This window comes from Pseudoalteromonas rubra (genome assembly GCF_001482385.1).
Lineage (GTDB): Bacteria > Pseudomonadota > Gammaproteobacteria > Enterobacterales > Alteromonadaceae > Pseudoalteromonas > Pseudoalteromonas ardens.
The window spans coordinates 2986053-3000119 of sequence record NZ_CP013611.1 but is presented as its reverse complement, the minus strand read 5'-3'; the positions used below and the strand labels follow the sequence as shown (position 1 = coordinate 3000119).

Here is a 14067-nt window from a genome sequence, read left to right as displayed (position 1 = left end):
ATTATTCCGTCAGCAACGCCGCGCACTATTTGCTATTTTTGCACGACTTTATTACTAAATGCGCATTAATTAAGCGGCTTTTGGTGCTTTACTGAGCACTGCTTGCCAGAGCGTATCATGTAACTCATTGACATTATGCCACTGTCCCTTTGTCAGCCACAACGCCAATGGCGTAGCATCACTGGGGAAATTAATTTGCTGTCCACCCGGTGATTCTAACCATTCGTCCAGCGCCTCTGAATTCAGGTAATTCATTACCTGGGCTAATCCCAGCGACTGTAAGGTCATGGCATTACTTTGCTGTTCAAACTGCCCCTGTAATGGCTTTAACAGCAGCTTTTTACCAAACTTCAGCGCTTCACTGGACAATTCAAACCCGGCATTGGCCACCACTCCGGACGCATTGGCTAAGTCAGCAATGAACCCATCTCGCGACGGCGCGCGCAGATGAATGTGATTCAGTGACGTGTCGTGTGCATCCGGGTGATAGCAGTAAAACTCCCGGTCAGGAAAGTCTTTAAGCAACTCGACGATATGTGACAGATCTTCAAAGGGCAAATAAACCAGTACTTTATTAGCAATAGACTGATTGCCAAAATCCCCCAACTGATAAGGAATCAAAGGCGGCACGATGTTTTGGGCAAAAGGTTGCCAGTGTACACCCAGGTGAATGTCTGCCGGCGCGAACCAGCGAATTAACGAACGCAGCATAAAGTTGCCGCCAAAGATGGGCACTTTGGGTGATAAGAAAGCACTTTGATGACTCATAGCAACCACAGGCACCTTGGCTCGGCGTGCCGCCCAGGCCGTTACCGGCTCAAAATCGTTAAAGACCATATCGTAGCCACGCATATCAAAGCGCTGCACATCCTTCACAAAGCGCCCGACACGTAATTGCTGAAGCGTCCCCTGGTAATGCAACCGGCCATGACGGGTCGCAAAGCTGATCCCGCGACGAGTTTGATAGTCGCCAAACACCGACATATCAAAGTAACGCTCGTCGGGACGACCTGAAAACACATAATCGACATCAATGCCCAAACGCGTAAAACACTCTGCCATCACCCGGGCGCGGGTAATATGACCATTACCAGTCCCTTGTACGCCATATAAAATTTTCATAATTCCCCTACAACTCCTATCGCCAACACAGCACATCCACTCCCTATCACTGCACCCAGAATGACATCAATCGGATAATGCACCCCAACCACAATTCTCGATAAAGACACGCCTGATGCCCACATCATCAACGGCAGCGCCAATGCCGGAAAATGCTCTATCAGACACGTGGCATAAAGCCAGGCACCGGCACTGTGGCCAGAAGGCATACTAAATTTATCACTTGGTGTAAGCATGGCTTTTACAGCCAGGCAATCACAAGGGCGGACCCGCGCAATACGGTTTTTCAGATAGAGATAAAGCGGCCGCTCAATGGCAAATGCCACCACGGCACACAAGGCAAACTGCTGCCCGACCGAGCCCATAAACAGTGCACTCAGGATACCCAGTATCACATAGAGCCCACCGTTTCCGCTTTTTGACAGTGCCAACATCACCATTTTGAACCAGGGCTTACACTCAGGTTTATAAAGGGCGAAATAGAGCGCCGTATCGAGTTTGATGATCTGTGCTTTCATAGCTCATGCTTACATTTGTTCACAAATTCAGCATAGAAGAGCTAAATAACACTGCCACGACATTTTTGTGACACAATTATGTATGTTGATTCAAAGCATTGCGCCCCTACATAATGGGAGTATACTGGATTGTGAATTCAGTTATTTTCGAGGACGCCCGTATGGATTACAGCACTTCCGACTTATGTGACCATTTTGCCGATGCGGTTGATGTATTAGAGCCGATGTTTATCAACTTTGGTGGTCAAAGCGCCTTCAGTGGCCGTATCAAAACACTCAAGTGCTTTGAGAATAATGAATTGATCAACCAGGCTTTACAGCAAGATGGTACTGGCCAAATCTTATTGGTCGATGGCGGAGGTTCCACACGCCGGGCACTCATCGACATTGAACTTGCAGAGCTGGCAATGGAGAATAACTGGCAGGGTATTGTGGTCTATGGTGCTGTGCGCCATGTTGAGGAGCTGGAAGAGTGTGATCTCGGTATCCAGGCAATCGCCTCAATACCCGTCGCTGCCGACAGCCAAGGCGGCGGTGAGCAAGGTATCCCGGTCAATTTTGCCGGCGTATCTTTCTATGATGATGACTACCTGTATGCCGATGCCACCGGCATCATTATTTCTGCCGAAGAGCTACAGTTAGAAGTCGACGACGAACAGAGCGAATAACACCGCTAGCGCATTCTAAACTCCCCAGGCAAAGCCCGTCTTTGCCTGGCACAACCCCATAGATCGACCTGAATTATGAGTAACCACTGGCTTCATATTTACACCGAAGCGGACATTACCGCATATTGTCACAGCCGTGAAAATGAACAACGCTTCTGGCAAACCCTGGCTTTCCTGCAACCCAAAAACGATTTAACCCAGGCGCTGCGCGATGCTGCGCAGTTTGGTATTAAGTATGTGTTGGTTGCCATTAACGAGGATCTGGGACCTCGGGCTAATTGTGGCCGGGGTGGCGCCCACCTGGGCTGGCAGGCTTTTTTACAGCGCTTCTTAAACCTGCCTTGTAATCGCTTTTTAACCCCGGATGATGTCTTACTGTTAGGCGAAGTTCGATGTGATGATTTGCAACAGCAAGGTGCCGATCTGGATAATCGAGACCCGCAGCAGCTGACTCAGTTGCGCGAGCTCAACGGTCAACTTGATGAACGCGTCAGCACTGTCATGAAGGCCATCTTTGATGCAGGCCTGGCTCCCATAGTGATTGGTGGTGGCCATAATAACTGCTTTGGTCTGCTACAGGCGTTGTCCCAGAGCACTCAGCAGGCATGCCATGCCATAAACTTCGACCCACATGCCGATTTTCGCGCGTTGGAAGGCCGCCATTCTGGTAATGGCTTCAGTTATGCTCACAATCAGAGCTATCTGTCTGATTATCATGTGGTTGGCATGCATGAACAGAAAAACAACCACACCATTATCTCAGCACTGGATAATGCTGGATTCAGTTACGCCAGTTATCAAGATATTCTGGTACGCCGCACACTGACACTAACTGAAGCCTGCCAGATCGGGCTGAATCGCTTTGCCGGACAAGCACCTCTGGGTGTTGAAGTCGATGTCGATGCGATATCTCAGATGCCAGTGAGCGCTTATACCAACTGTGGTTTTAGCGTGAATGATGCCGAGCACTTCGTCCACTTAGCGGCGAGTCAGGAGCGCGCTCGTTATCTGCATCTGTGCGAAGCGGCCCCTGAACATCACCCGCAAGGTGTACAACAAGGGATCAGCGATGCAGGTCAGGTTCTGGCTTCCCTGGTCTGCAGCTATTTGCAGGCTGCGCCTAAACCCGGCGCTTAATTTGAGTCTGGCTGAAAGGTTTCAGGAGTGTCTTCCGGATGCTCCCAGCGCCATTGTTTCAGCCAGCTGATCATGCCCACGCTGCTCAGGGGTCTGGCAAAATAATATCCCTGCGCCGCGAACGTGTTGAGGCTTTTCACGAACTGAAGCTGCTCCGGTGACTCCACTCCTTCACAAATCACTTTGCATTCCTGGATCTGCTGCATTTCCACAATCCCACGAACCACACTCTTGAAGGTGCCCTGATGGCCATGATCTGAGGTCAGCGAACGGCCCAGCTTGACATAATCTACGGTCAGCTGAGGCAATTTAGACAAAGTGACCGGGGTTTCACCAAAGCTGTCGATACATAAGCGCAGTCCCATTGAACGCAACCGCGATACCATGGCAATGCCCTGAGGCTCGAGGCTGGTAAACAAACTGGCAGGGCACTCTATGATTAAGTCACCCGGCTTCAGCTGATGCTCCAGTAACACGTGGTCGATAAACTCGATAAATTCCTCGTGCAACATTTCTGGTCCAAACAGGTTCAGGCTCAGTGGCATAGCAATACCTTCCATACGCAATGCCAGTGCGATCTCTGCAGCGCGCTCAATCACATATTGAGCGACAGGCAATGCCAGGCCTGCAATACGGATATCTTCGATAAATTTACCAGCCGCCAGGATCCCCTGCTTGGGGTGTTGCCAGCGCAACAGCAACTCAAGAAACTCAATATCACCATCTTCGTTGCGTACCACAGGCTGAAAATACAACTCCAGTTCCTGGCGAAAATCAATGTGTGCCAACTCAGCCAGACGCGCCTGTTGCTCCAGCCGGTTGATTTGCATCTGCTGCTGATAAGGTGCTATCGGGCTGTCAGGTTGACTATCCAGCGCCAAAAAGGCACAGGTTAATAAATTCTCGAACAGCCCCTGCTCTTCGTCACAGTTCACATAACTGGCGCGCGCCTTAACTTCAATGGTGCAGTTGCCCACATTAAAGGGTTTTAGGGTGCTTTCAATGATTTCACCGATCACCTGCTCATGTAGGTGATGCTGATTAACGAGGCTACATACAAACACAAAATGCAAACCGCCAAGGTGAGCCAACCGGGATACTTCATTGCCAAGCGGGATTGGCATCACATCCGGATGCTGCAAATGCTGTTTAATTCGATTGGCAGACTGGGCTAACAAGAGATCGCCAAACTCCCGACCGAGATGAAAATTCACCTGCTGGAAGCCTTCAAGGCGGATCATAACGAGCATGGCTTCACTGGGGTCACGCTGACGAAACTCATAAAACGCACTGCGAAACCCTGCTCTGTCCGGCAACTCGAGAATGTCCGCCGTTTTGCTTTCCTCACTGCCCGCGGAGGGTAGCGGTACCAGAGAAGCTCTGGATAATGTTGACTCGGCCAAAAACATCGGTAACAGCGCCAGTACCAGTAAACCAGGGGACAGCTGCCAGAACAATATGCCAGCCAGTGCGAAAGCAGCGGCACAGACACTAAAACAGGTGACTACTTGATACCTTAGTTGCTCAGAGCGAATCGCAAGCCAGATATGCAATACCAATAGAGGCGCCAGTAAATAGCTAAAAAGATGTGCGGTGTCAGCCAGGAAAGCCAGCGCCACCGCCGTTGTGGTTGCATACACAATGCGATGCAATGGCTGCTGACTCACCATAATCGCACCGATGCTGGCACTGAGCAGCGCACCGGCCACAAAGGCCATCAGCATTGGAGAGTGTTGACCAGCCCCTTGCCAGAAAGAGGCCACCGACACACCCCCAACAGCAGCCATTACAGCAGCGGGGAACACAGTCAGAAGTAAGATAATGCTTTTGTTACAATGTTTTAGCAGCGCTTTTTTCGTCATCGGCGGACCATTGTGAAATTCTTACTATTGCACAAGTTTACCCGAAATCCAGGTATTTAACAGGTCATTTACGCCAAACTGATAACTGAGCTCAGCCGGATGACCGACCTGCCACAGTACCATATCGGCGCGCATGCCGACTTTCAGCATCCCCCGATCCGACAAACCCAGCGCTTTAGCACCATGGCGCGTAACGCCCAGCAAGGCTTCTTCAGGTGTCATGCGGAACAGGGTGCATGCCATATTCAACATCAGGCGTAGTGAGCACAATGGCGCAGTTCCCGGGTTAAAGTCACTGGCTAGTGCAATCGGTACATTATGCTCGCGCAGTAGCTCAATCGGGGGTAACTGGGTTTCACGAAGAAAATAAAATGCGCCCGGCAGCACCACTCCGACAGTGCCTGCTTTGGCCATCGCTTTAACACCCACTTCATCCAGATACTCAATGTGGTCGGCGGACAACCCATTAAACTCAGCCACCAGCTCACTGCCGTGCTGATTTGACAGCTGTTCAGCATGACACTTTACTTTTAAACCCAGCTCTGTGGCTGTGGCAAATACCCGGCGCGTTTGCGCATTGCTGAAACCAACATTTTCACAAAACGCATCGACCGCATCGGCCAGGGATTGTTCGGCTACCTGAGGTAACATTTGCTCACACACCAGATCGATATAACCATCGGCGTCATCACGATACTCCGGCGGCAGCGCATGGGCGCCCAGGAACGTACTTTGTACACTGATCGGGTGATGCTCATCCAGCATACGGTTGACTTCCAGCAGCTTAATTTCGCTTTCGCAATCCAGGCCATAACCCGATTTGCTTTCCACTGTGGTGACACCCTCACTCAGCAAGGCATTCAGTCGCGTTTTACCGGCCACAAACAAGTGTTCATGATCCGCGGCACGGGTTGCCTTCATAGTCGTTGCAATGCCGCCGCCTTGCTGTGCAATTTGCTGATAAGACACGCCATTAAGGCGTTGCTCAAACTCCTGAGCGCGTGAACCGGCGAACAGAATGTGGGTATGACAATCAATCAGGCCCGGCGTCATCCAAGCCCCTTTTGCTGAGATAGTCGGCGTGGTCACCGGATCAAACTCCGGCAGCTCAGCTTGTGCCCCAAGCCAACAGATTACCCCATCTTTGACCATCATCGCTCCATGCTCAATGGCCCCATAAGGGCGCTCAATATCCGGGTCCATGGTCGCCAGATTGACGTCCAGAACCACTAAATCTACTTCCATCACCAGTCAATTCCTCATCTCTAACTTACTGCTTTGAGTGTAGCAAGATTACTTGTATATACAATAGAGCTGTGCCATGTTTATCAGTGAGCTATGTCCGCTCAACCTGACGCTACAGTTGGGTTTACTTTACTAACCATGGCATGAGATTGTGACAACGCAACCCAAATTTGCACAAATAAAACAACATATCATCACGCAGATCCGCAGTGGTATCTGGCAAGAAGATCAACAAGTTCCATCTGAAAACGCCTTATCCGCGCAATTCAGGGTAAGCCGCATGACCGCCAGACGAGCACTCAGTGAACTGACCGACGCCGGGATCCTGACCCGCAGCCAGGGCCTGGGCACCTTTGTCGCCAGATTCAAATCCCAGTCTTCACTGCTTGAAATCCGTAATATCGCCGATGAGGTCAAAGAACGCGGTGGTAACTACACTTGTGTCGTCCTGTCTCTTGAATCCATGGCGGCCATCGCCCCAATCGCTATTGCACTGGGTGTTGAGATCGACACACAGGTGTACCGTAGTGTGCTCGTGCATCATGACAATGAACAACCTCTGCAAGTCGAGGAGCGCTTCGTTAACCCTCTGTTGGCACCTGACTACCTGCAACAGGACTTCACGCAAATCACCCCTCATGAGTACCTAGTCCAGATAGCCCCCCTGACAGAGGCACGCCATACCGTTGAGGCCATTATGCCCGGCTCGGATATTTGCCAGTGGCTGAATATGTTTCATGAAGAGCCCTGCTTACAACTGATCCGCAGAACCTGGTCTGAAGGCGGCATTGTCAGCTTTGCCCGGTTAATCTCACCGGGCAGTAAGTATCGCCTAGGCGGCCACCTGACCTTTAAGAAGTGAACCTGCTCAGATGGCGTGCTGATAACTAAATCCCAACTCACTGATGGCCGCGCCGTCAATGATCCGCGCTTTGCTGTTATCGCCGGCAAAGCTTGGGGGTTGGGTGCCCGCCTGCGCACAATGCGCCTGATAGTAATCCTGCTTAAACGGATGTGAAGGAGCGCATACGTTGTAAATTGATCTCGCCTGCGGCCAGTGAGTCAGTACTGACATGATGGCCGAAACCACATCTGCCTGATGGACCATATTAACCCGCTCCTGAGCGCTGCTACGTAAGGTCTTTCCAGCGATAAATTGTCCTGGTTCCCGTCCTGGCCCGACCAAGCCTGCCAGTCTGAGCACCTTGCCGCCATGGGACAGCACCAACTGCTCTGCCTGCAGCAAAATGCGTTGACGCTGTGAATCGCTTGCAGCCAGTGCTCCCTGCTCGCTATAAACCCCATCAGCTTCGGCATAAACCCCGGTACTCGAGCACAGTAAAAAGCCCTGCATTTGCAGCTCAGTCGCCAACACCAGCGTCGCTTCTAATGTCACCAGATAGTTACTGTCTTCACGACGCGCACCCGGTGGCATAGCACAAAGCCAGAAAGCATGCTGTAACGATACGTCATGCACCAGTCTTGTACCATCATGAACCAGTTGTCGAGACAGGGCACAGCTGTGCGGCTGTCGTCGGGTTGCCTGTACCTGCCACCCTTGTTCTGCCGCGGCTTCGGCCGCAGGCATTCCCAACCAGCCCGCACCGGCAACAACGAGTTTTTTGTGCATATCATTATCCTGTAGTTTGATCAGCTCTAGACATCATGCAACAGCACACTGTGTACTGGCAAAAATCTGCGATGACATAGGAAGTAATAAAAACGACTGATTTATTGCTAAAAGTTAAAGTATCTGTCCCTATTGCCGATTAGGGATGTAAAGATTATTCGCCAAGTGTTATCAATCAACCACCGTAATTTGTAGCCTTATTGCATGAGATATGGTTTGATTGAAGCTTGCCTGATCCCAAGAAAAAGAAAAACGCATGCTTGAAAATTTATCCCTTAGAAAAAAAATTCTCTTTTTGATTGGCGGTACCATTTCTATTTTGTTGGTTGCTGCGTCAGGGTATTTCGTTAACCACATTGCCCAACTTTCCCGAGAGGGCATAGAGAGAGAAGCAGAAAGTCACTTATATGCCGAGAAGCTCTCCATGGAATCCTTCTTTACGCGTTACGGTGCAATTGTAGAAACCTTTGTTACTAATCCGCACAATGTTAATTGGTTTGACGACTATACCCAGCGAGAAAAGCAGCTGAGTGCCGACCTTGGTTATCAGGAAGTCAATCAGGACTTTATCCGCGTCTCAGCCAGCGATGAGAATATCCTTTCCGCTTTCATGGCATCGGCACGCACAGGTGAATACTTCAAAGAAAATGAGCGTACCTCAAACTACTCTGATGGCCGCCCTTACTACTCGTACAAGCGCCCCTGGTGGCAGGATGCCCTGAGTCATGGTGGTCTGTATGTCGGTGCAGTGTCTGTTGATATCAACACGGGTGCCGTCTCTGCCGTCGTTCAGCAACCGGTCTACAATGCCCAACGCGAACTGGTTGCGGTAGGTGGTGTTGACCTGCAAATTAACAAGATCAGTGAACTGGTTGAGCAGATCCAGTTTGACGGTCAGGGTTATGGCTTCTTACTCGACCACGATTATAAAGTGGTCCATCTGTCCAAACGAACCGGGCATACACTCTCTATTACAGATGAGGGCCCGAACGGCAAAGAAGGCCTGGAAGCGCTGGAAAGACAATTTGCAGATACCGAAGGATTTACTGAGCTCAATCGCGCAATGCGCTCAAAGGGCGCAGGTGCCGCGATGGTTACCCTCAAAGGTGTTGATTACTATGTGGTATTCAACAAAGTTAAACTTGATAAACCGATCTTGGATTGGCACCTGGGATTGCTGATCCCGGTCAGCCTGATTGAAGAGCCTGTCAATGATGCGGTCATGAGCACAGTGACCGCTGTGATCATTATTCTGGCCATTATTGTTGCCATGATTTTATGGGCCACACAAATGATTGCTGCACCGATCACCACGCTGACCAATACCATGCGGGATATTGCCTCAGGTGAAGGTGACCTGACGCGTCGCATCGATATCAACAGTCAGGACGAAGTCGGCCAGCTGGCTCACCACATGAACACCTTTATCGACAAGCTACGCAGTATGATGCTCGACACAGCAGCACAAGCACAGCAACTCAGTGGTGCTGCCGCACAATTACAGGATGTTTCGACCAACACCAACAACGAGATCCAACAGGAAAAAGAACAAGTTGACAGTGTGAGTGCAGCAGTCACAGAGATGGCAGCCACAGTCACCGAAATTTCCCGTAATGCCCATGAAACAAACCGGGCTGCTGATCTGGTTCAGAGCATGACCAATGACGGTGCTGCTCGCTCTGGTCAGGCACAGGAAGTCATGACTCAGCTGGCTGGTCACATTGGTGAGGCGGCCAAAGTGGTTGCCGGTCTGGAACAGGAAACCAGCAACATAGGGGCCGTGATAGACGTGATCAATGGCATTGCAGAGCAGACCAACCTGCTGGCACTTAACGCAGCCATTGAAGCTGCCCGCGCAGGTGAGCAAGGTCGCGGTTTTGCCGTGGTAGCTGATGAAGTCCGCAGCCTGGCCAGTCGTACCCAGGAGTCCACAGATGATATCCGTAATATGATATCTCGCCTGCAACAGATTGCTCAGCAAGCCTCAGTGATGATGCAGCAGGGCCAGGAGCGTGCAGAGGGGTCTGTAGGACAAACGCAGGAAGTGCTGGATGCACTGCGTAATATCACTGAGTCAGTCAGTACGGTACAAGATCAAAGTCATCAGATTGCGACCTCAACGGAAGAACAAACAGTCGTTGCTGAGGATATCAATAATAGCCTCAACGCCATTAATGACCTGGTCAATAGCACAGCGAGCCACGCACACTTGCTGGCTGATGAAGCCCGAGATCTGAATAGCCTGGCAAAAGCACTTAACAACACCGTAAATCAATTTAAACTGTAACGTCTGAGCGGCCCGGGCTCCCGGGCCGCCTGACAACACATTCCCCACTATTTCTATCTTGCCAAAACTTGACTAATGCACAGTTGCAGACGATCACTTATAAGGTGACTCTTTGCGGATCAGTGCTTAATTATGTTTAAAAACCTCAAGCTGGCGCAGATGCTTGCGTACTCATTTGGCGCCCTCATCGCTCTGATGACGGTGATTTCAATCTCTGCCTACCTTGGGCTTAATACCGGTTATAACAACTTCGTCGAATATCGTACATTGGCACGCAATGCCAACTTAAGCGGCCGTCTGCAGGCGAATTTACTGATGGTACGCCTCAACGCACTCAAATACCTGAAAGAGCAGAGCACAATCAACATTAATGAATTTAATGAGCGTTTTGATTTGCTCAAGGAGCTCATGGACCAAGCCCAGACGAGTATCTCAGATACCAGTTATCAGACCCAACTCAATAACAGTGCGAGCGACATTGAAGAATATCGGCGGGCATTCGAGCAAATTGTCCAGTTATACGCTAAACGCAATGACATAGTAACCAACCAGCTGGATGTCAAAGGCGTACAAATGCGCACCATACTCAGCGATGTGATCAATAATGCATATCAACAAAACAATAATGAAGCCTTGTTCGCAGCGGCCCGGTTGCAGGAAACTCTGTTGCTCGGCCGTTTATATGTGGTCAAATTCCTGGTGACAAACACAGACAAGGATTACCAACGCGCCATTGAGGAGTTTAGCCAACTGGCAGCCCTGCTGGATGAGCAGGCCGGGGCATTTGCATGGCAACCAGCTCAGGGCATGCTCGTTGAGTTCTTGCAGTACAAACTTGATTACATTGCTGCCGTCAAAGCCGTGAACCAAACCATATTGCAGCGTAACCAGTTAATCTCACAAAAACTCAATGTCATTGGTCCTCAGGTAGCTAACACTCTGGAAGAGATTAAACTGGATGTTAAAGCCCGTCAGGACGAGCTCGGCCCTCAAGCACAAAGCACCAGTGAGCAGGCGGTGATGCTGGTTGCCACAGTGTCGGTGTTTGTGGTGTTCGCAGGCGCGTTCCTGAGTTGGTATGTCAGCAATTTGCTACGCGAGCCTATTGGCGGTGAGCCAAGAGAAATCGAAGCATTGGCCAAAGCCATCGCCAAAGGCGATCTCAGTTACCAATTTTCGACCACGAATACCACAGGCATATATCGGGCGATGTCTGAAATGACAACCACACTGCGGGACATAGTGAGTAAAATCAAATCTGCTACCACCACTTTAAATGACACAACTGGTGCAATGATTTCAATCACTGAGAAAACCAAAAGTGAAACCGATCAACAACAAGATCAACTGACCCAAAGTGCGACGGCGATGCAACAAATGAGTGCGACCGTACATGAGATCACGCAGAGCGCGCAACTGGCTGCCGACGCGGCCACAGAAGCTGACCAGCAATCCCAGAGCGGGATCCAGGTGGTACAAACTTCCCGTGAAGCCATGAGTGAACTGGTGGGCAGTATTCAACAAGTCAGTGAGGCCATTACCCAGTTAGAAAACGAGACGGAGTCGGTTGGCTCCATTTTAGATGTGATCCGCAGTATTGCAGACCAGACCAACCTGCTGGCACTCAATGCGGCGATCGAAGCCGCACGGGCTGGCGAGCAAGGTCGGGGGTTTGCTGTGGTGGCCGATGAAGTACGCAGCCTGGCCAGCCGTACGCAGCAAAGTACCGAAGAGATCCAGGCGATGATCTCGCGCTTACAAAACGAGGCTAAACGCTCAGTTGAGCATATGCAGCGCAATGTTGACCATGCGGAGAACTCCGCGGAGCAAACCGAACACGCCGGCGCAACGTTGCAAGCAATTTGTGGCTCAATCAGCACCATCCGCGAAATGAATTTGCAAATTGCCAGCGCATCAGAGGAGCAGAATACAGTTTCAATGCAAATATCTGAAAGTGTCACCCATGTCAGTGAGAGTGCCGCGGAAACAGCGCAAGGGGCACAGCAGGTGTCCCAGGACGCCAAGGCACTGAGCCATATTGCCCGCGAACTTAACACCCTGGTAGACCAATTTAGGCTGTAGAAACCAACAAGATGGGGCAGTGACCGTCATCACCTGCCCTTCCTTTTGCTTTAGATCAACGCCCCAAAACACAACTTTGCTTACACTAGCCTTCTCAATAGCAAAGAGAGTGCGATCGTGATTAAACTACCTCAGTGGGATGACTCCCTCATCAATAAATACAATATTTCAGGCCCCAGATATACCTCTTACCCAACAGCCCTGTCACTCGAATCGGGTTATACTCAGGCCGATCTGGTTGATGCCATTGCACACTCAGATACCCGTGCGCTGTCGTTGTATATTCATATCCCATTCTGTCACCAGCTTTGCTATTACTGCGGCTGTAATAAGATTATCACCCGACACCAGTCCAAGGCCGACGTATACCTCGACCATCTGGAGTTGGAAATCGCCGCTCAGGCACCGTTGTTTAAAGCTTATCAGGTTGAGCAATTGCATCTGGGAGGCGGCACACCGACTTTTCTGACCACATCGCAAATGACGCGCCTGATCACCATGCTGGAACAGCACTTCACCTTCACACCGACGGCTCAGCGCGGCATAGAAATCGACCCCAGATCACTGGCCGAAGACATGCTGCCAGCACTGAAAAAGCTTGGCTTTAACCGGGTGTCATTCGGGGTGCAGGATTTTAATGATCAGGTGCAGGCCGCAGTAAATCGCCCGCAACAAATTGAAGAAGTGCTGTTGCTCTTAAAACAAGCCCGCGAGCTGGGCTTTAAATCCATTAATATGGACATGATTTACGGTCTGCCTCATCAGAGCGTCAAGTCCTATCGCGATACCATAGCGCAGCTCATTGAACTAGCCCCAGATCGGGTTTCGGTGTTCAACTATGCCCATCTGCCGGACAGATTCGCCGCCCAGCGCAAGCTGAAAGAAGCCGATATGCCCGACGCAAAAGAAAAGCTTGCGATCTTTAAGCAAACACTGACACAGATGAGCGATGCCGGTTACCAGTTTATCGGTATGGACCATTTTGCTAAAACCAATGACGAGCTGGCTGTGGCTCAACGACATAATCATCTGCACCGTAACTTCCAGGGCTACACCACCCATGGTAACTGCGACTTGCTCGGTCTCGGCGTATCGTCTATCTCACAGATCGGCAATGCCATTCTACAGAATGAAAAAGATCTGAAGCCCTACTACCAGGCCGTCACTGAGCACCATAGCGCCATTCATAAAGGCGTCAAGCTCACCCCTGATGATGAAATTCGTGCAGCTGCGATCAAGCAGCTTATTTGCCACTTCGAGCTCGACAAAACGACCTTTGCCGCAGAGCATGATCTCGACTTTGACGACTACTTTGCCGAAGCACTGACGGCGCTTAAGCCCCTGGCTGAAGATGGCCTGGTGGACCTCACCGAGCAACGCATTGAAGTCACGGCTAAGGGTAATCTGTTTATCCGCATCATCTGCATGTGCTTTGATGCCTATCTGCAACAACAGATCAAAAACACCCGCTTTTCGCGGGTGATTTAACGACTGACAATAACAGGGAAGCACCTAA

At 50.5% G+C, this 14067-nt stretch carries 11 protein-coding genes; 6 read left to right on the top strand and 5 right to left on the bottom strand.

Annotated features, from left to right (window positions below; genetic code table 11):
- Positions 1–69: 69 nt before the first annotated feature.
- On the bottom strand, positions 70–1122 hold the full coding sequence (locus AT705_RS12980; protein ID WP_058796903.1) for an MJ1255/VC2487 family glycosyltransferase: 1053 nt from the start codon (positions 1120–1122) through the stop codon (positions 70–72).
- Positions 1119–1640, bottom strand: a complete 522-nt coding sequence (locus AT705_RS12975) for a phosphatase PAP2 family protein (RefSeq protein WP_058796902.1) — start codon at positions 1638–1640, stop codon at positions 1119–1121. Before AT705_RS12975 ends, AT705_RS12980 begins: the two co-directional genes overlap by 4 nt.
- A gap of 161 nt (positions 1641–1801) precedes the next feature.
- Between AT705_RS12975 and rraA the strand changes: the two genes are divergently transcribed.
- Complete coding sequence (gene rraA / locus AT705_RS12970; RefSeq protein ID WP_049863788.1) at positions 1802–2308, top strand: ribonuclease E activity regulator RraA; 507 nt, start codon at positions 1802–1804, stop codon at positions 2306–2308.
- Positions 2309–2383: 75 nt separating this feature from the next.
- On the top strand, positions 2384–3445 hold the full coding sequence (locus AT705_RS12965) for a formimidoylglutamase (RefSeq protein WP_058796901.1): 1062 nt from the start codon (positions 2384–2386) through the stop codon (positions 3443–3445).
- Here AT705_RS12965 and AT705_RS12960 read toward each other — a convergent pair.
- Both AT705_RS12960 and hutI read right to left on the bottom strand, forming a co-directional pair.
- On the bottom strand, positions 3442–5307 hold the full coding sequence (locus AT705_RS12960; protein WP_058796900.1) for a GGDEF domain-containing phosphodiesterase: 1866 nt from the start codon (positions 5305–5307) through the stop codon (positions 3442–3444). The genes AT705_RS12965 and AT705_RS12960 overlap by 4 nt on opposite strands.
- A 24-nt stretch (positions 5308–5331) precedes the next feature.
- Positions 5332–6552 (bottom strand): imidazolonepropionase, encoded by a 1221-nt coding sequence (hutI, locus tag AT705_RS12955; protein WP_208856736.1) that lies wholly within the window; start codon positions 6550–6552, stop codon positions 5332–5334.
- Between the two features lie 151 nt (positions 6553–6703).
- Between hutI and hutC the strand changes: the two genes are divergently transcribed.
- Positions 6704–7414, top strand: a complete 711-nt coding sequence (hutC, locus tag AT705_RS12950; RefSeq protein WP_058796898.1) for a histidine utilization repressor — start codon at positions 6704–6706, stop codon at positions 7412–7414.
- A gap of 6 nt (positions 7415–7420) precedes the next feature.
- Here hutC and AT705_RS12945 read toward each other — a convergent pair whose 3' ends face one another.
- Entirely contained in the window at positions 7421–8182 is a 762-nt protein-coding gene (locus AT705_RS12945; RefSeq protein ID WP_058796897.1) for an NADP-binding protein, read from the bottom strand.
- Between the two features lie 256 nt (positions 8183–8438).
- Here AT705_RS12945 and AT705_RS12940 point away from each other — a divergent pair, with 256 nt between their 5' ends.
- From AT705_RS12940 to hemN, 3 genes are all read left to right on the top strand, one after another.
- The gene (locus AT705_RS12940; RefSeq protein ID WP_058796896.1) at positions 8439–10469 is read left to right on the top strand and encodes a methyl-accepting chemotaxis protein; all 2031 of its coding nucleotides are present in this window, start codon (positions 8439–8441) and stop codon (positions 10467–10469) included.
- A 132-nt stretch (positions 10470–10601) separates the two neighbouring features.
- Positions 10602–12551, top strand: a complete 1950-nt coding sequence (locus tag AT705_RS12935) for a methyl-accepting chemotaxis protein (RefSeq protein WP_058796895.1) — start codon at positions 10602–10604, stop codon at positions 12549–12551.
- Between the two features lie 117 nt (positions 12552–12668).
- Positions 12669–14039 carry an oxygen-independent coproporphyrinogen III oxidase gene (gene hemN / locus AT705_RS12930; protein WP_058796894.1) on the top strand — a complete coding sequence of 457 codons (1371 nt, stop codon included), beginning with the start codon at positions 12669–12671 and terminating at the stop codon, positions 14037–14039.
- Positions 14040–14067 lie beyond the last annotated feature (28 nt).